Genomic DNA, 16,607 nt, shown 5'->3' with positions numbered 1-16,607 from the left:
CATTACAGTGCACGCGGGGCCTGCCCGGCACACCGGCCAGAGTACTCTAAACGGCGCCTGTTGCAAAAGTCTGCCTGCCTGCGCGCGGCCCGGATGACTGGCCCGCCAGCCATGGCGGGGACTGGCGCGAGCGCGGCCGGGCGGCGCATACTGTCGTTCGCCATAAAGCGGGCGCCGCCCGCATCCCCATACCGAAAGAGGCTGCCCAATGACTGAATTCCTGCCCGCGTGGCCGCTGCTGACCGCCTTCGTGCTGGCCAGCCTGGCGCTGGCCATCACTCCCGGCCCGGCCGTGGTCTACATCGTGACGCGCACGCTGGCGCAAGGCCGGCAGGCCGGTCTGGCGTCGATCGGCGCGGTGGCGCTGGGCAACCTGGGCAACGCCATCGGCGCATCGCTGGGGCTGGCGGTGCTGTTCTCGGTCTCGGCGCTGGCGTTCTCGGTGGTCAAGTATGCGGGGGCGGCCTACCTGATCTGGCTGGGCATCCGCGCGCTGCGGGGCGGCGGTGCGACGACGGACGGCGGCACGCCGGAGGTGGCGCAGCGCAGCCTGCGCCAGGTGGTGCGCGACGGCTTCGTGGTGGCGCTGCTCAACCCCAAGACCGCGATCTTCTTCGCCGCCTTCCTGCCGCAGTTCATGAACCCCGCCGGCTCGGCGCTGGCGCAGAGCCTGGCGCTGGGCGTGGCCTTCGTGCTGATCGCAGCCACCACCGACGCCTGCTACGTCATGGCCGCGGCCGCCGTGATGCCGGCGCTGCGCCGCGCCGGGCGCGCGCGCGCATTCGGCCGCTACCTGACGGGAGCGGCGTTTATCGGGCTGGGGATCTTTACGGCGACTTCGGGCTCGCGCGCCGCGAAGTAGGCAGGCAGAAGCAGGGGAAGGAAAAAACTGCCGCCGCTCAGCGCAGCGGCAGTTCCAGGATGCCGCCGGCGGCAGGGCGGGCGCGCATCGACGCGAGCCACCGCTCCAGGTCCGGCCGCGGCTGGTGCCGGACCGGCAGGCCCATCCAGCGGTGCGCGGCGCAGGCCAGCGAGATGTCGGCCATGGTGAAGCGGTCGCCGCCGATGAATTCGCGGCCTGCCAGCGCCTTGTCGAGCAGGTCGGCCAGCGGCTCGGTGCGCGCGCACGAGGCCCGGATGGCGGCCTCGTCGCGCTCTCCGGCGGGCTTGCGCACCAGGTTCAGGAATGCCGTCACCATCGCCGGGCTGAAGGCCGTGGTCTGCCAGTCCATCCAGCGGTCGGCCGAGGCGCGCGCCTTGACGTCTTCGGGCCACAGCGTGCCCTCGCCGTAGCGCGCGCACAGGTAGCGCACGATCGCGTTCGATTCCCACAGCACGAAGGGCTCGCCGCCGACGTCCGTGCCGCGGAAGTCCTCGATCACCGGGATCTGGCGGTTCGGGTTCAGCCGGACGTAGGCCTCTGTGTCGAGGTCGCCCTTGTTGACGCCGATATCGACGCGCTCATGGTCCAGGTGCAGCTCGCGCGCGCACCAGACCACCTTCTGCACGTTGATGGAGGAGAGTCGGCCCCAGATACGCAGCATGTCGGCTCCTGGAATGCGTGCGCCCCTGCGGCGTCAGGCCGCGCGCGGTTGCTTGGCGGCAGCGGCGGCGATGGACTCGCGGAACAGCTCGCCCAGGATCGCCACGCCCTGCTCGATGCGCTCGGGCGGCACCGTGACGAACGCCAGGCGCAGCGCATTGCGCTTCGGGTTGCTGGCGTAGAACGGCGCGCCCGGCACATAGGCCACATTGCGCTTCACCGCCTCTTCCAGGATAACCATGCTGTCCAGCCCCTCGGGCAGCTCCATCCAGATGAACATGCCGCCTTCGGGCGTGTTCCAGCTCACGCCTTCCGGCATGTGGCGCTTGAGCGCGTCCAGCATGGTCTGGCACTGCTTGCTGTAGAGCTCGCGGATGGTCGGGATATGGCGGTCGAGCAGGCCGTCGCGCACGGTCTCGTAGGCCACGCGCTGCGTGAAGGTCGGCGTGTGCAGGTCCGATGCCTGCTTGGCCTGGCACAGCTTGAAGTGCAATTCGGGAGGGGCGATCACGTAGCCCAGGCGCATGCCGGGAGCCAGGATCTTCGAGAACGAGCCCATGTAGATCACGCCATCCGGGTTCATCGACAGCAGCGTCGGCAGCTGGTCGCCGGTGTAGCTGAGCGCGCCGTACGGATCGTCTTCCACCACCAGCACGCCCAGTTCCTGCGCGCGCGCCACCAGCGCCTGGCGGCGCTCCAGCGGCAGGCGGCGCCCGGTCGGGTTCTGGAAGTTGGGCAGGGCGTACAGGAAGCGCGCGCCGGCGGTCAGCTCGGGCGTCAGCGCCTCGGGCACCAGGCCCTTGTCGTCGGTCGGGATCGAGACGAATTCAGGCTCGAACAGCGAGAACGCCTGCAGCGCGCCGAGATAGCTGGGGGTTTCCACCATCACCTTGCTGCCCGGGTCGATCATCACCTTGGCGATCAGGTCCAGCGCCTGCTGCGAACCGGTGACGATCAGCACGCGCTCGACCTCCACGCCGTGGCGCCTGGCGACGAATTCACGCAGCGGCAGGTAGCCTTCGGTCGCGGCATATTGCAGCGCCGCCTGCGGGTTGTCGGCGAATACGCGGGCCGTCGCTGCCTCCATGGCCGCTACCGGGAACGATGCCGGCGAGGGCAGGCCGCCGGCGAAGGAAATGACTTCCGGACGCTCGGTGACCTTGAGGATTTCGCGGATAGCCGAGCTGGTCAGTTGCTGCGCCCGGCGGGAGATGGCCCATTTCATGATGTGTCTCTTGTGGTCTGGGGAGGGTGTTTCGGTGTGGCAAGGCCGGCCGGTCGCGGTCGCCCGGGCCGGCCGGCGGAAATTACTGCACTTCGACGATCATCTCGATCTCGACGCAGGCGCCCAGCGGCACCTGCGCCACGCCGAAGGCGCTGCGTGCATGCTTGCCCTTTTCGCCGAAGACTTCGGCCAGGAACTCGGAAGCGCCGTTGGTGACGAGGTGCTGCTCGGTGAACTCGGGGGTGGAGTTGACCAGGCTCATCACCTTGACGATGCGGGTGACGCGGTTCAGGTCGCCAACGTGCGCATGCAGCGTGGCCAGCAGGTCGATGGCAATGGCGCGCGCGGCGGCCTTGCCGGATTCGGTGTCGATGTCCTTGCCCAGCTTGCCGGCCCATACCTTGCCGTCCTTGCGGGCGATATGGCCCGACAGGAATACAGTATTGCCGGTCTGCGCGGCCATCACGTAGGCGGCGGCAGGGGCGTTGGCGGTCGGCAGCTCGACGCCGAGGCGGGCAAGGGTATCGTAGACGGACATACGTGGACTCCTGGTCAGTGAATGCGTCCTGGACGGACTGGGGACGTTTCCGGGGTGGGGGCAGGTGCTCCCTGGCGCACGGCGGCGCGGCGGCCGAGGGCCACGACGGCGATCACCGCCACCGCGAAGGCGATGGTGGGGGCGTCAAGCGGCTCGGCCAGGATCAGCGCACCGCCCGCCAGCGTCAGGAACGGCTGCAGCAATTGTATCTGCCCGACGCGGGCCACGCCGCCTTTTGCGAGGCCGGCGTACCAGAAAAGGAAGCCGACAAACATCGAGAACACCGAAACATAGGCCATGCCTGCCCAGGCACGCGGCGACGCCGCGGCGATCGCCGGCAGTTCGCGCAGCGCCAGCCAGGCCACCACCGGCACCAGCACCGGCAGCGACGCCACCAGCGCCCAGCTGATCGTCTCCAGCCCGCCCAGCTCGCGCGACAGCTTGCCGCCCTCGGCATAGCCCAGTGCCCCGAGCACGACCGCGGCAAACAGGTACCAGTCGGCGTGCTGCAGGCCGCCGGCGCCTTGCCAGACGGCAAAGCCGACCACCAGCGCGCTGCCGGCCACGGCCGACAGCCAGAACCCCACCGACGGCCGCTCGCGCCCGAACCAGGCCGCGAACACGGCCGTGACCAGCGGCAGCAGGCCGACCACGATGGCACCGTGGCCGGCCGGCACCTCGCGCATCGCGAGCGACGAGAACACCGGAAATCCGACCACCACCCCCAGCGCCGTCACCGCCAGCCGCGGCCACTGTCCGCCGCGCGGGCGGCGTGCCGCGGCCAGCGCGCCGCGCATGGCCAGCAATGCCAGCGCCAGCAGCGCGGCCAGAACGGCGCGTGCCAGGGCGACGAAGATCGGGTCCAGCTCGGCCACCGCCATGCGCGTGAACGGCAGCGTCTGGCTGAAGATGGCCACGCCGATGAAGCCGAGCAGCATGCCGCCGGAAGGGGGCGCGGCGGGTACGGCAGCGGGCGAGGAGTTGTGCGAGGAGTTATGCGAGGAGGTGTGCGAGGAGGTGTGCGAGAAAGCGGGCATGGTTGGCCTCTTGTGTTCTTGTCGTTCGGTTCAATGCACGCCGGGCCGGGCGCCGACGGCGATCCACAGCGCGGTCAGCGCCAGCGCGCCGCCCATGGCGCGGTTGAACCAGCGCACGCGCCCGCCCTCGCGCAGCCATTGCCGCAGCGCCGCACCCAGCACGCCGTACACGCCGTTGCTGACGAAGCCCAGCAGGGCGAATACGCCGCAAACCAGCAGCATGCGCTGCAGCGGCGCGGGGGCGTCTGCCATGTAGGACGCCGCCACCGCCAGCGCCAGCATCCAGGCCTTGATGTTGGCGTACTGCAGTGCCGCCGACTGCCACACGTTGAGCGGGCGCAGCACCTGCTTTTCGGCCAGTGCCGTGCTGCGCGCGATCTTCCAGGCCAGCCACAGCAGGTAGGCCACGCCGGCCAGGTGCACCAGCGACGCCAGCGCCGGCTGGCCGAGGATCAGCGCGCCCACGCCGACCGCGCACAGCGCCAGGATGCTGGCAAAGCCGAACGCCACGCCGACGCAATGCGGCAGCGTCGCGCGCAGGCCAAAGTTGGCACCGGTCACCGCGGCGATGGTGGTGTTGGGCCCGGGCGTAAACAGGCCGACCGTCAGCAGCGTCAGCAGGGCCAGGAACTGCGCCGCCGTCAGGCCGGTGAGCAGGCCAGGGGTCACGGCGGTCATGCGAACGCCACCACCACGCGGCGGTTGGCGCGGCTCTTCTTCTCAATCTTGGTTACCGCCACGGTGCCGATCTCGCTGGTATTGCTCACGTGTGTGCCGCCGCAGGGCTGGCGGTCGACGCCGGGGATCTCGACGATGCGGATGCTCGACGTTCCCGCCGGCGGCGCCGCGCCGATGGTGCGCACAAGCTCCGGTTGCGCGGCCAGCTCCTGCTGCGTGATCAGCGTGACCCGCACCGGCGTTTCCGCGCGGATCAGCGCATTCAGGCGTTCGGTAAGGTCGCTCTTGTCCAGCGTCGATTCCGGCAGGTCGAAGTCGATCCGCGCCGAGTCCGGCGAGATGCCGCAGCCGGTCACCGGCACCGGGATCAGCGAGCCCAGCAGGTGCAGGCAGGTATGCAGGCGCATCAGCCGGTGGCGGCGCGCCCAGTCGATGGTGACCGTGACGCGCTCGCCCACGCGCGGCAGCGCGGCGTCCGGCGTGGGCAGATGCAGGATGCGGCTGCGGTCGTCGGCATACACGGTGTCGACGATGGCAACGGTGCGTCCGTCGGACAGCGCCAGCGTGGCGGTGTCTCCGGCCTGGCCGCCGCTGCGCGCGTAGCAGACGGTTTCGTCCAGTTCGATGCCTTCGGCGCTGGCCGCCAGCACGGTCGCGGTGCAGTGATCGAGATAGGGATCGTCGTCAAAACGCTTGCGGGTCGTGGACATCGGTGTCTCCTCGGGGATTCTTGTTGCTTGCCGGTATGGCTAGCGCAGGGTGCGGATGCCCTGCGGGGTTTCGATGTCGGCCCACAGCTCCGGCTGGCCGTCGCCCTGCTCGATCGCGATCAGGTGGTCCGCGCCCAGCCAGGCGAGGCCCTGCCGCAGCAGTTCGGCGCGCGGATGGCGGCCGCACAGCTTGCGCAGCGCCAGGTCCTGCCGCGGCAGGCTGGTGCCAGGGTAGGCAGCCACGTCCCACTGGATCAGGCTGGGCAACAGGCCGTCACCGAGGCCGTCACCGAAGCCGTCACCGGCCGCATCGGCCTCGCCTTGCCAGCCGGGCAGGGCGCCGTCCTCAGGCACCGTGATGCGCCAGCGCAGGTCGCCGCGCGTCATCGGGATCACCGGCGCGATCCGGGCCGGGTATTGCGACTGCCACAGCGTCAGGTCGGTGGGGCGTTCGACGCGAGCGGCCCAGTGCAGCAGGAACGGACCTTTCTCGAGCCGTTGCCGCACGGTTTCGGCGTCCAGGCCGAACCAGCGCGGCCGTTGGGGCGCGGCGGCCGCGGGGTCGATCGCAATCACTTCCAGGTAGATGCCGCCGAACATGCCGAGCACGCGGTTGTGCGTGCCCATGGCGGCATGCGCACCGCCGCCATGGGGCGCAATCCCCAGCAGGTCTGCGACATGGGCGGTGCCGGCGTCCAGGTCGGGCGCGGCGATGACGAGGTGGTCGAGGGCGAGCTTCATCTTGGCTTGATGGTAGACAAGGTAGTCGGTACAGTACCGGTACAGTTCTGCGGATCGTCTTCAGTACAGTTGCAGGAGCAGCACATGGATGCGAACACCCGGGACGCGGATTCCTCTGCCGCGAGCCCCCAGCATAGCGGAAGCGGTGCGCGCGGCACCTCCGCACCGGTCTCCGCACCGTCGGGCGGACGCCCGCTGCGCCTGGTGCTGCCGCCCACCGAGCGCCTGCCCGACCCGATCCCGTCGGCGCAGATGACGCTGGTCGAGCAACTGACCGAATGGGCCCGCATGCGCATCGACGAACGCGTGTTCCGCGCCGGCATGCGCATGCCGTCGATCCGCCAGCTGGCGCAGGAAAAAGGCATTTCGCGCTTTACCGTGGTCGAGGCCTATGAGCGGCTGGTGGCGCTCGGCTACCTCGAATCGCGGCGCGGCTCGGGCTTCTACGTGCGCGAGCGCGCGCCGGCCGCCCCCGCGGCGCCGGTGTCGTCCAACGCGGCCGAGGCGCGCAACATCGACGTCACCTGGCTGCTGCGCAGCATGTTCCATACCGCCGAGGCGCACAAGGCGCCGGGGCTGGGCTTCCTGCCCAACGAGTGGCTCGATGGCGAGCTGATCGCCAGCGCGCTGCGCGGGCTGGGACGCCAGCCGGGCAACCATTTCCTGGCCAGCGGCACGCCGCAGGGCTTCCTGCCGCTGCGCCAGCAGCTGCGCACCCGGCTGGAGGAGCTGGAGATCCGCGCCGGCGCCGAGCAGATCGTGCTGACCTCCGGCATCACCCAGGCGCTCGACCTGATCGCTCGTCTTTACCTTCAGCCCGGCGACGCGGTGCTGGTCGGCGACCCGGCGTGGTTCGTGATGTTCGCCCGCTTTGCCGCGCAGGGCGCGCAGGTGATCGGCGTGCCGTACACCGCCGAGGGGCCGGACCTGGAGGCGCTGGAGCGCATCGTGCAGGCGCGGCGGCCGAAGCTGTTCGTGATCAACTCGGTGCTGCACAACCCGACCGGGACCTCGCTGTCCGCCGCCAAGGCGTTCCAGTTGCTGAAGCTGGCCGAGCAGTACGACTTCCTGATCGTCGAGGACGATATCTACTGCGACCTGTGCCCGCCCGGCCACGCCGCCACCCGGCTGGCCAGCCTGGACCAGTTGCGCCGGGTGATCTACCTGGGCAGCTTTTCCAAGACGCTGGCGGCCAACCTGCGCGTGGGCTTTATCGCCGCGCACCCGGAGATGGCATCGGCACTGACCGACAGCAAGCTGCTGGCGGGCCTGGCCTCGCCCGAGATCAACGAGCGGGTGCTGTACAAGGTGCTGACCGAGGGGCACTACCGCAAGCACGTCGAACGCGTGCGCACCCGGCTGGACCGCGCCCGCGACGAGACCCGGCGCGAGCTGGAGCGGCTGGGCCTGCGCCTGTTCCCGGGCCAGCACGCCGGCATGTACCTGTGGGCCGATACCGGGCGCGATACCAATGCCATCGCCACCGCCGGGCATGAAGAGGGCTACCTGTTCGCCCCGGGCAGCCTGTTCTCGCCGTCGCAGATGCCGTCGGGGTGGATGCGCTTCAACGTCGCCAGCAGCGGCGATCCAGACATGCTGCGCTTCCTGGCGCGCCAGCTGGAACGGCTCTGAGCCGACTTTTCGCTGTACCCGTTGCAATCCCCGGGCCTTGAAAAATGGCCCGGGCGCCCCTATTTCTGGCGGCACCGGCCCCCGACGGCCACCCGACCATCCCCGATTCCCCTGTTTTCGAGATTCAAAAGGAGAACCATGACCGCACCGCACGAGACGATGAGCTTCCAGGCGGAAGTGAAGCAACTGCTGCACCTGATGATCCACTCGCTCTACAGCAACAAGGAAATCTTCCTGCGCGAGCTGGTCTCGAATGCTTCGGACGCCACTGACAAGCTGCGCTTCGAGGCGATCGCGAATCCCTCCCTGCTGGAAAACGACGCCGACCTGGCCATCCGCATCGAGGCCGATGCCCAGGCGCGCACGCTGAAGATCACCGACAACGGCATCGGCATGAGCCGCGACGAGGCGATCCGCAACCTTGGCACCATCGCACGCTCGGGCACGAAGGAATTCTTCCAGCAGCTGTCCGGCGACCAGCAGAAGGACGCCGCGCTGATCGGCCAGTTCGGCGTGGGCTTCTACTCGGCCTTTATCGTCGCCGACAAGGTCACGGTGGAAACCCGCCGCGCGGGCGTGGGCGCCGAGGAAGCCGTGCGCTGGGAAAGCACCGGCGACGGCGAGTTCACCGTCGACGCGATCTCGCGCGCCGAGCGCGGCACCACCATCACGCTGCACCTGCGCGAGGGCGAGGACGATTTCCTGTCGGCCTGGCGTCTGAAGAGCATCATCCAGAAGTATTCGGACCACATCTCGCTGCCGATCCGCATGCCCAAGGAAGTGTGGGACGCCGAGGCCAGCAGCTACAAGCGCACCGACGAGTGGGAAAGCGTCAACCAGGCCAGCGCGCTGTGGACCCGCAACAAGTCCGACATCACCGACGAGCAGTACACCGCGTTCTACCAGCACATCGCGCACGACAACGAGACGCCGCTGGCCTGGACCCATAACCGCGTGGAAGGGCGCAGCGAATACACCCAGCTGCTCTACATCCCGGCGCGCGCGCCGTTCGACCTGTGGGACCGCAACCACAAGGCCGGCCTGAAGCTGTACGTCAAGCGCGTCTTCATCATGGACGACGCGGAGCAGCTGCTGCCGGGCTACCTGCGCTGGGTCAAGGGCGTGGTCGATTCCGCCGACCTGCCGCTGAACGTGTCGCGCGAACTGCTGCAGGAAAGCCGCGACGTCAAGGCGATCCGCGAGGGCTGCACCAAGCGCGTGCTGTCGATGCTCGAATCGCTGGCAGACAGTGAAGACGAAGCCGAACGCGCCAAGTACGACACCTTCTGGCAGCAGTTCGGCCAGGCGCTGAAGGAAGGCGCCGGCGAGGACCAGGCCAACCAGGAGCGTGTGGCCAAATTGCTGCGCTTCGCGTCGACCCACAACGACACCGCCGAGCAGAACGTGTCGCTGGCCGCCTATGTCGGCCGCATGAAGGAAGGCCAGGACAAGATCTATTACGTCACGGCCGATACCTGGTCCGCAGGCAAGAACAGCCCGCACCTGGAAGTGTTCCGCAAGAAGGGCATCGAAGTCCTGCTGCTGACCGACCGCGTCGACGAGTGGATGCTGTCGTTCCTGCGCGAATTCGACGGCAAGGAACTGGTGTCGGTGGCGCGCGGCGACCTCGACCTGGGCAAGCTGGCGGATGAAGCCGAGAAGGCCGAACAGGAAAAGGCCGAGGCCGACTGGAAGGACGTGGTCGAGCGCGCCAAGACCGTGCTGGCCGGCAAGGCCAAGGATGTTCGCGTGACGCTGCGCCTGACCGAGTCCGCATCGTGCCTGGTGTCGGACGAGGGCGACATGAGCGGCTACCTGCAACGCCTGCTGAAGCAGGCCGGCCAGAAGGCGCCGGATGCGCAGCCGATCCTGGAACTGAACCCCGAGCATGCGCTGGTGAAGAAGCTGCGCGACCTGCAAGGCGAGGAATCGGGCAATGCCTTCAGCGACCGCCTGCAGGTGCTGTTCGACCAGGCGCTGCTGGCCGAAGGCGGCATGCTGGAAGACCCGGCGGCTTACGTGCAGCGGGTGAACAAGCTGCTGGCCTGAGGGCGCGGCTGTCTTGCTCCCCTCTCCCGCGCGCGGGAGAGGGGCCGGGGGAGAGGGCAGGCGCATGGCAAGCACCGAGGCGTTTCACTTCGTGGAGACTCCGGCCCTCTCCCCCGCCCCTACGCCATAAATGGGAGAGGGGAGACAACACTCGCGGCTGTTCGCATTGCCTGTCGTGGTCGACCAGCAGCCCGAGCCCTTTGCCATGCCCGACACCGTCCCCCCGCAACCCGACCTTCACCAGGGCCTGCCGCCCGTCATCGACACCCACACCCGCGTGCTGGTGCTGGGCAGCTTCCCAGGCGCCGCGTCGCTGGCAGCGCGCCAGTACTACGCCCATCCCCGCAACCAGTTCTGGCCGTTGATGGCCGCGCTCACCGGCGAACCGATGCCGGCGCTGCCGTATGCCGAGCGGCTGGTGCGGCTGCTGGCCCATCGCATCGGCGTCTGGGACGTGCTTGGCGCGTGCATGCGCGAAGGCAGCCTGGACAGCAATATCCGCTATCCGCAGGCGAACGATTTCACGCGGCTGCGCCAGCTGGCACCCACGCTCGAGCGCGTCGGCTTCAACGGCGGCACATCCGGTCGTTTCGCGCCGCAGTTTGCCGCGCAGGGCTATCAGACGGTGGTGCTGCCTTCATCCAGTCCCGCGCACGCCGCGCGCAGTTTCGAGCAGAAGCTGGCGCTGTGGCGCGCACTGGTGGCGTAGTCCGGCTCGCCCGGCGCCCCTCGATTTTGGTGCATCGCATGTGTGATGCATCCCGTATTGCCGTGGGCCATGGCGACCCTATACTGCAATCGAGTGACGAATCATTCGAAACCGGGGGTATCGGTCGCTCCTTGTCGTGCGACTTGCGGCTCACACTTTCGGCCGCGAGGCGATGATGCATCGAAAGTGAGCGTAATTGGCGAGCAAGGAGGCAATCATGTTCAAGCATCTCCTGCTGGCGGTCGATGGCTCCGACCTGTCTGAATCCGCATTCCGCAAGGCTATCGTGCTGGCTCGGGAAACAGGGGCGCAGATCACCGCGGTGCGCGTCTGTCCGAACTACCATGTGCTGACCTACCAGGTCGAAATGCTGGAGGACACCCGCGAGACTTACGTGAAGCAGGCGTGGGAAGATGCCACCCGCTACCTGCGCGGCCTGGCCGACGAGGCCGGCGCCGCAGGCGTGAAGTGCGATACCACGTACGCCGTCAATGACCATCCCTACGAAGCCATCATCAAGGCCGCCGAAGAAAAGGGCTGCGACCTGATCGTGATGGCCTCGCATGGGCGACGCGGAGTCCAGGGGCTGCTGATCGGCAGCGAGACCCTGAAGGTGCTGACGCACAGCAAGATCCCGGTGCTGGTCTACCGGTAAGCTTGCGGCCTTGCCGTCAGCCGCCGGCTTGCGGGCTGGCGCGGGGCCATATTTTTGCCGGCAGCGGACGCTTCTGGCATGCTGACGACCTGTCCCAATGCCCGGCCACCGTGCCCGCATGCCGCCATGCCACTTTCCGACTGGACCCATGAAGCCATCCGCAAGATCGAGGCGGATTTCAACCGCTCCGCGGACACCCACCTGATACCGCTGGATTTGCCGGGCTACCCGGACATTCGTGTCTACTTCAAGGACGAATCCAGCCACCCGACCGGCAGCCTGAAGCACCGGCTGGCGCGCTCGCTGTTCCTGTATGCGCTGTGCAATGGCTGGCTGCATGAGGGCAGCACGGTGGTGGAAGCGTCCAGCGGCTCGACCGCGATTTCCGAGGCATATTTCGCCAGGCTGCTGGGGCTGCCGTTCGTGGCGGTGATCCCGGCCGGTACGTCGCGCGCCAAGGTCGAGGCGATCGAGTTCTATGGCGGGCGCTGCCACCTTGTCGACAGCCCGTCGGAGATCTATGCCGCGTCGCACCGCATCGCGCAGGAAACCGGCGGCCATTTCATGGACCAGTTCACCTACGCCGAGCGCGCCACCGACTGGCGCGCCAACAACAATATCGCCGAGTCGATATTCAAGCAGATGGCGGAGGAGGAGCACCCGGTACCGGCCTGGCTGGTGTCGAGCGGCGGCACCGGCGGCACCATCGCCACGCTCGGCCGCTATGTCGCCTATCGCCGCCACAAGACGCGCGTGCTGTGCGCCGATCCGGAGAATTCGGTGTTCTTCGATTATTTCCGCAGCTGCCTGGCGGGCAAGCCTGAACCGGACCTGTCGCTGCCAGCCGGATCGCGCATCGAGGGCATCGGCCGGCCGCGCGTGGAGCGCTCGTTTATCCCCAGTTGCATCGACGCCATGCTGAAGGTGCCCGATGCGCTGTCTTTCGCCGCCATGCGCTACCTGGCCAGGCGCTTCGGCCGCCGCGTCGGCGGCTCGACCGGCACCAACTTCGTCGGCGTGCTGTACCTGGCGCAGCAGATGCGGGCGGCAGGGCAGGCCGGTGCGATCGTCGCGCTGCTGTGCGACAGCGGCGATCGCTATGGCAATACCTATTACGACGAAGACTGGTATGCCGAGCAGCGTATCGCCATCGACGCCGCCGATGCGCTAGTGGCGCGCGCGGTGAAAGGCGAGGCGGTGCTTACACCGCAGGCGGTGGCGGGGCTGCAGCCGGCCGGCGCCGGCATTCCGGGCTGAAGGCAGGGGAATCGCGCCGCCGCCTTTCTGTCAAAATGCCGGCGGCCAGCGCTTGGGCGCCGGCCCTTTGCCCGACTGATGACCCCATACGGCCCCCATAAGACCTCCATACGAACCCATACGACCCATACGACCCATACGACCCATAGGGTGACTTATCCATGCGTATCTTCGGTATCAGCATCCATATCATCGTTGCGTTGTTCTTCGCCGTGCATGCGGTGCGCACGCACCAGAACATGTATTGGCTGCTGATCCTGTTCCTGTTCCCTGGGCTTGGCAGCCTGGTCTACTTCTTTGCCATCTTCCTGCCCGAGCTGCGCCAGTCGCGCGGCGCGCGCGTGGCCACGCGCGCCATCTCGCAGCTGGTCGACCCCAACCGCGCGGTGCGCGAGGCCCGCACCGATTTTGACCGTGCACCGACTGTGGCGCACCGCATGCGCCTGGGCGCCGCGCTGCTCGAAGCCGGCGAGCCGGCCGAGGCGCTGCAGCACTACCAGGCCGCGGCCAACGGCCCGTTCGCGTCCGATCCGGCGCTGCTGCTGGGGCTGGCCCAGGCGCAGTTTGCCACTGGCGATGCGGCCGCGGCGCTGGCGACGCTGGAAAAGCTTTTCGCCGCCAGCCCGCATGCGCGCCAGCAGCCCGACCCCGCCTTGCTGTATGCTCGCTCGCTGGCTGCCACCGGCGCGCCAGGCGCGCGCGCCGCGTTCGAGCAGGCCCTGACCAGCGCCAGCGATGTCGCGCCGCGCTGCCTGTTCGCCGACTGGCTGGCAGCGCAGCCCGATGCCGCCGACCGCGAACGCGCGCGCGAACTCTATGCCGAAATCGTCCACGACGCCCGCCACTGGCCGCGCCATGCCCGCGAACACAACCGCGAGTGGCTGCAGCGCGCGCAGGCGGCGTTGGGCAAGTAAGTGGCTTGCCGGCGGCCGGGTATGGCAGCCGTGTATTTCTAGACAATATGACCCTACTGAAACGCAAATCGATTGAAGCCGTGGCCTCGCGCCGTCCGGCACGTGGCAGTCGCAGCCGTGGCCAGGAACCTGGCGCTGGCACTGCTCGCGAAGAAAAACGCATGACGCCGCGCTTTGCGCCCGTGACCTTCTCGGAGCTGGACGGCGTGCGCTACCTGCATTTCGGCACCGAGTGGGTGCAGGGCGCGATGCGCCTGCGCAAGCCGGATGCGATCGAGCTGGAATACGCACAGCAGATGATGGCCTGGCTGCTGTTCCTGTCGCCTTCGGTGGATGAGTTCCACGTGGTGCAGCTCGGCCTCGGGGCGGCGGCGCTGACCAAGTTCTGCCACCGCCAGTTCAGCCGCGCGCGCGTGACCGCGGTCGAGTTGAACCCGGCGGTGATCATTGCCGGGCGCAGCATGTTCGGCCTGCGCCAGGACGACGCGCGCCTGACCGTGCGCGAGCAGGACGCATGGGACTACGTGATGGACGGCACCCACGCCGGCGCCATCGACGTGCTGCAGGTGGACCTGTATGACGCCACCGCGCGCGGCCCGGTGCTCGACACCACCGCGTTCTACCGTGCCTGCCGCCGCACGCTGAAGGCGCCGGGCGTGATGACCATCAACCTGTTCGGCGACCACGACAGCTTCCCGAAGAATATCGAGCGCATCTGCGAAGCCTTCGACAACCGCGTGCTGGTGTTCCCGGAGGTGCATGACGGCAACATCATCGCGATGGCGTTCAATGGCCCGGAGATCGATGTGGCGTGGGAAGTACTGGAAGCGCGCGCCGACGTGGTCGAGAACACCACGGGGTTGCCGGCGCGGGACTGGGTCCAGAAGCTGCGCGCGGCGAATGCGCGGCAGGAAGAGCGGTTGAGGATCTAAGCGAAAACGCAAAAAGGGGAGAGCGGTGTTGGGTGCGCCCAAGCCGCCCGAACTCGCCTAAGCAAGGTGTTCTCCCTCTCCCCTCAGGGGAGAGGGTTGGGGTGAGGGGTGGTCTGGCAAGGTATCACATCAAGCAAGGCCAACGGTTTAAACCCACGGGAGTCAGCCTTTGACATTCCGGCCCTCACCCCTGGCCCCTCTCCCGCAAGCGGGAGAGGGGAGCAAACCGCCAGCAGGCGGACGCCCTCACTCCTTGTGAAAGAACTGCGCCAGCGACCACTCGTCCGTCCGCGCCTCATACTTCAGTCCCTTCTTCATCGCCCACATCGCCAGCTGGCTGTGCGACGGAATGATCGCGTGGTCGGCCAACGCGAACTTTGCCGCGGTGCGCGCGTTCTCTTCGCGCGCTTTCTCGCTGGAAACGGTGGTCAGCGATTTCTCGATCAGCTGGTCCAGCTGCGGGTTGCTGTACTTGCCCCAGTTCCACGTGCCATACCCTGTCTTGGGATTGGGCGTGCCCGTGATCGAGCGCAGCGCCACATCCGCCGCCGCCGAACCCCACCCCAGCATCTGGAAGGCAAATTCGCCCTGCCGCGCGCGCGTGAAGTAGGCGGCCACCGGCATGGTCTCGACCTTGGTCTGGATGCCGATGCGCGTCAGCATGCTGGCGGTGGCCTGCGCCACCGCGGCATCGTTCAGGTAGCGGTTGTTGGTGGCGTGGAGCGTCAGCCCGAAGCCGTCCGGGTAGCCCGCGGCGGCCAGCAGCTTTTTGGCGCCGTCCGGGTCATAGGCTTCGGGTTTGGTGCCCGGATGCCCGAAGATCTGCGGCGACACGATCGACGACGCCGGCACCGCCAGCCCCTCCATGATGCGGCTGACGATGGCGTCGCGGTTCAGCGACTTGCTGATCGCGGCACGCACGCGCGCGTCCTTGAACGGGTTCTTTCCCAGCGGCTTGCCGGCCTTGTCGGTGACGAAGGGTGGGTTGTCGCGCGACTGGTCCATTTGCCAGAAGATGGTGCGCCACGACACCTGCTGCTCGATCTTGAACTTCGGGTTCTGCCTGAGCTTGGCAACGTCGGCCGACGGCACGCTCTCGATCACGTCGACATCGCCGGCCAGCAGCGCGGCGCTGCGCGCGCCGTTGTCGGTGATGATGCGGAACACCGCGCGGTCCCACTCCTGCCTGGGCCCCCAGTAGTTGGGATTGCGCTCCATTACGATTTCCTGCCCGCGCGCGAAGCGCACGAACTTGAACGGCCCGGTGCCGATCATGGCCTTGCCCGAGTCGAAATCGGCCTGCGTCAGCGTGGCGGCGACCTTTTTCGGCATGATCGGCACGCTGTTCAGGTCGTTGGCCAGGTTGGCGTAATTGGGCACGCTCATGGTCAGGCGCACGGTCAGCGGATCGGGCGTGTCGATGCGGGCGATCGGCTTGGTGTAGCTGGTGAACGAGCCGGGGCTGTTGGTCAGCTTGTCCGGGCGCTCCAGCGACGCCTTGACGTCTTCGCTGGTGAAGGGCGAGCCGTCGTGCCACTTCACGTTGGGGCGCAGCTTGATTTCCCAGGTGATGGCGTTGACCGGTTTCCATGACAGCGCCAGGCCGGGGATATAGCGGGCGTTCTTGTCCATGAACACCAGCGACTCGAAGACATGCAGCGCGATCGCATTGTTGGGGCCGGAATTGTTCCAGTGCGGGTCCATCGAGGTGACGTCGGCGGCAAGCCCGATGCGCAGGTCCTCGGCATGGGCGGCGCCGGCCGGCACCAGCGCCACGGCGGCACAGGCGGCGCTACCCAGCACCAGCGCGGCGGTGGCGTGGAACAGCCTGTGGAAAGCGGCCTGGCGGACGGGCTGGCGGGGCGTGGCGGTTGTCGATGGCATGGGACTGGCTCCTCGTACGGGTCCGGCGCTTGCGGACGGGTTCTCAGGCGGTTTGTCCCGCATTGTGCCGCTAAAGTGGCATGGTTGCAGCCTCCGATGCACG

The 16,607-nt window shown here is 68.0% G+C and carries 16 protein-coding genes; 8 read left to right on the top strand and 8 right to left on the bottom strand.

Annotated features, from left to right (window positions below; all coding sequences use genetic code 11):
* Positions 1-208: 208 nt before the first annotated feature.
* The gene (locus VSR71_RS01705; RefSeq protein ID WP_342912213.1) at positions 209-862 is read left to right on the top strand and encodes a LysE family translocator; all 654 of its coding nucleotides are present in this window, start codon (positions 209-211) and stop codon (positions 860-862) included.
* Positions 863-899: 37 nt separating this feature from the next.
* On the opposite strand, the gene VSR71_RS01700 is transcribed toward VSR71_RS01705, so the two are convergent.
* The 7 genes from VSR71_RS01700 to VSR71_RS01670 all read right to left on the bottom strand — a co-directional run bounded on the left by VSR71_RS01700 (position 900) and on the right by VSR71_RS01670 (position 6,472).
* The gene (locus VSR71_RS01700) at positions 900-1,544 is read right to left on the bottom strand and encodes a glutathione S-transferase (RefSeq protein ID WP_342912212.1); all 645 of its coding nucleotides are present in this window, start codon (positions 1,542-1,544) and stop codon (positions 900-902) included.
* A gap of 33 nt (positions 1,545-1,577) precedes the next feature.
* Positions 1,578-2,768, bottom strand: coding sequence for a PLP-dependent aminotransferase family protein (locus VSR71_RS01695; protein ID WP_342912211.1), 1,191 nt, complete (start codon positions 2,766-2,768; stop codon positions 1,578-1,580).
* 82 nt (positions 2,769-2,850) lie between these two features.
* Entirely contained in the window at positions 2,851-3,306 is a 456-nt protein-coding gene (locus tag VSR71_RS01690) for a RidA family protein (RefSeq protein WP_209759980.1), read from the bottom strand.
* A 14-nt stretch (positions 3,307-3,320) separates the two neighbouring features.
* Positions 3,321-4,244 (bottom strand): DMT family transporter, encoded by a 924-nt coding sequence (locus tag VSR71_RS01685; protein WP_342912671.1) that lies wholly within the window; start codon positions 4,242-4,244, stop codon positions 3,321-3,323.
* A gap of 129 nt (positions 4,245-4,373) precedes the next feature.
* Positions 4,374-5,021, bottom strand: a complete 648-nt coding sequence (locus VSR71_RS01680) for a LysE family translocator (RefSeq protein WP_342912210.1) — start codon at positions 5,019-5,021, stop codon at positions 4,374-4,376.
* Entirely contained in the window at positions 5,018-5,731 is a 714-nt protein-coding gene (locus VSR71_RS01675; RefSeq protein ID WP_342912209.1) for an alanyl-tRNA editing protein, read from the bottom strand. The genes VSR71_RS01680 and VSR71_RS01675 overlap by 4 nt, the downstream gene beginning before the upstream one ends.
* Positions 5,732-5,770: 39 nt before the next feature.
* Entirely contained in the window at positions 5,771-6,472 is a 702-nt protein-coding gene (locus VSR71_RS01670) for a VOC family protein (protein WP_342912208.1), read from the bottom strand.
* 84 nt (positions 6,473-6,556) lie between these two features.
* Between VSR71_RS01670 and VSR71_RS01665 the strand changes: the two genes are divergently transcribed.
* The 7 genes from VSR71_RS01665 to VSR71_RS01635 all read left to right on the top strand — a co-directional run bounded on the left by VSR71_RS01665 (position 6,557) and on the right by VSR71_RS01635 (position 14,620).
* Positions 6,557-8,104: a PLP-dependent aminotransferase family protein gene (locus VSR71_RS01665; RefSeq protein ID WP_342912207.1), complete on the top strand. Its 1,548-nt coding sequence runs from the start codon at positions 6,557-6,559 to the stop codon at positions 8,102-8,104.
* A gap of 138 nt (positions 8,105-8,242) precedes the next feature.
* On the top strand, positions 8,243-10,153 hold the full coding sequence (htpG, locus tag VSR71_RS01660; protein ID WP_342912206.1) for a molecular chaperone HtpG: 1,911 nt from the start codon (positions 8,243-8,245) through the stop codon (positions 10,151-10,153).
* Positions 10,154-10,358: 205 nt separating this feature from the next.
* A complete protein-coding gene (locus VSR71_RS01655) occupies positions 10,359-10,862 on the top strand; it encodes a DNA-deoxyinosine glycosylase (RefSeq protein ID WP_342912205.1) in 504 nt (167 codons plus the stop codon).
* Positions 10,863-11,079: 217 nt separating this feature from the next.
* Positions 11,080-11,517 carry a universal stress protein gene (locus VSR71_RS01650; protein WP_342912204.1) on the top strand — a complete coding sequence of 146 codons (438 nt, stop codon included), beginning with the start codon at positions 11,080-11,082 and terminating at the stop codon, positions 11,515-11,517.
* A gap of 126 nt (positions 11,518-11,643) precedes the next feature.
* The gene (locus VSR71_RS01645) at positions 11,644-12,774 is read left to right on the top strand and encodes a PLP-dependent cysteine synthase family protein (RefSeq protein WP_342912203.1); all 1,131 of its coding nucleotides are present in this window, start codon (positions 11,644-11,646) and stop codon (positions 12,772-12,774) included.
* Positions 12,775-12,935: 161 nt separating this feature from the next.
* On the top strand, positions 12,936-13,688 hold the full coding sequence (locus VSR71_RS01640) for a tetratricopeptide repeat protein (protein ID WP_342912202.1): 753 nt from the start codon (positions 12,936-12,938) through the stop codon (positions 13,686-13,688).
* 47 nt (positions 13,689-13,735) lie between these two features.
* Positions 13,736-14,620, top strand: coding sequence for a spermidine synthase (locus VSR71_RS01635; protein WP_342912201.1), 885 nt, complete (start codon positions 13,736-13,738; stop codon positions 14,618-14,620).
* Between the two features lie 246 nt (positions 14,621-14,866).
* Here the strand turns inward: VSR71_RS01635 and VSR71_RS01630 are convergent, their stop codons facing one another.
* Complete coding sequence (locus VSR71_RS01630; RefSeq protein WP_342912200.1) at positions 14,867-16,504, bottom strand: ABC transporter substrate-binding protein; 1,638 nt, start codon at positions 16,502-16,504, stop codon at positions 14,867-14,869.
* Positions 16,505-16,607: the final 103 nt, after the last annotated feature.

It is taken from the genome of Cupriavidus oxalaticus (assembly GCF_038900635.1).
Lineage (GTDB): Bacteria > Pseudomonadota > Gammaproteobacteria > Burkholderiales > Burkholderiaceae > Cupriavidus > Cupriavidus oxalaticus_B.
The sequence above is the reverse complement of the archived record's forward strand: the minus strand, read 5'-3'. Positions and strand labels throughout refer to the sequence as shown.

Bases quoted from the DNA above. Each gene is read 5' to 3' on its own strand.
- VSR71_RS01690 (WP_209759980.1), bottom strand. From the start codon at position 3,306: ATGTCCGTCTACGATACCCTTGCCCGCCTCGGCGTCGAGCTGCCGACC.
- VSR71_RS01655 (WP_342912205.1), top strand. From the start codon at position 10,359: ATGCCCGACACCGTCCCCCCGCAACCCGACCTTCACCAGGGCCTGCCG.
- VSR71_RS01675 (WP_342912209.1), bottom strand. From the start codon at position 5,731: ATGTCCACGACCCGCAAGCGTTTTGACGACGATCCCTATCTCGATCAC.
- VSR71_RS01705 (WP_342912213.1), top strand. From the start codon at position 209: ATGACTGAATTCCTGCCCGCGTGGCCGCTGCTGACCGCCTTCGTGCTG.
- VSR71_RS01665 (WP_342912207.1), top strand. From the start codon at position 6,557: ATGGATGCGAACACCCGGGACGCGGATTCCTCTGCCGCGAGCCCCCAG.
- VSR71_RS01650 (WP_342912204.1), top strand. From the start codon at position 11,080: ATGTTCAAGCATCTCCTGCTGGCGGTCGATGGCTCCGACCTGTCTGAA.
- VSR71_RS01685 (WP_342912671.1), bottom strand. From the start codon at position 4,244: ATGCTGCTCGGCTTCATCGGCGTGGCCATCTTCAGCCAGACGCTGCCG.
- VSR71_RS01630 (WP_342912200.1), bottom strand. From the start codon at position 16,504: ATGCCATCGACAACCGCCACGCCCCGCCAGCCCGTCCGCCAGGCCGCT.
- VSR71_RS01640 (WP_342912202.1), top strand. From the start codon at position 12,936: ATGCGTATCTTCGGTATCAGCATCCATATCATCGTTGCGTTGTTCTTC.
- VSR71_RS01645 (WP_342912203.1), top strand. From the start codon at position 11,644: ATGCCACTTTCCGACTGGACCCATGAAGCCATCCGCAAGATCGAGGCG.
- VSR71_RS01700 (WP_342912212.1), bottom strand. From the start codon at position 1,544: ATGCTGCGTATCTGGGGCCGACTCTCCTCCATCAACGTGCAGAAGGTG.
- htpG (WP_342912206.1), top strand. From the start codon at position 8,243: ATGACCGCACCGCACGAGACGATGAGCTTCCAGGCGGAAGTGAAGCAA.
- VSR71_RS01635 (WP_342912201.1), top strand. From the start codon at position 13,736: ATGACCCTACTGAAACGCAAATCGATTGAAGCCGTGGCCTCGCGCCGT.
- VSR71_RS01695 (WP_342912211.1), bottom strand. From the start codon at position 2,768: ATGAAATGGGCCATCTCCCGCCGGGCGCAGCAACTGACCAGCTCGGCT.
- VSR71_RS01680 (WP_342912210.1), bottom strand. From the start codon at position 5,021: ATGACCGCCGTGACCCCTGGCCTGCTCACCGGCCTGACGGCGGCGCAG.
- VSR71_RS01670 (WP_342912208.1), bottom strand. From the start codon at position 6,472: ATGAAGCTCGCCCTCGACCACCTCGTCATCGCCGCGCCCGACCTGGAC.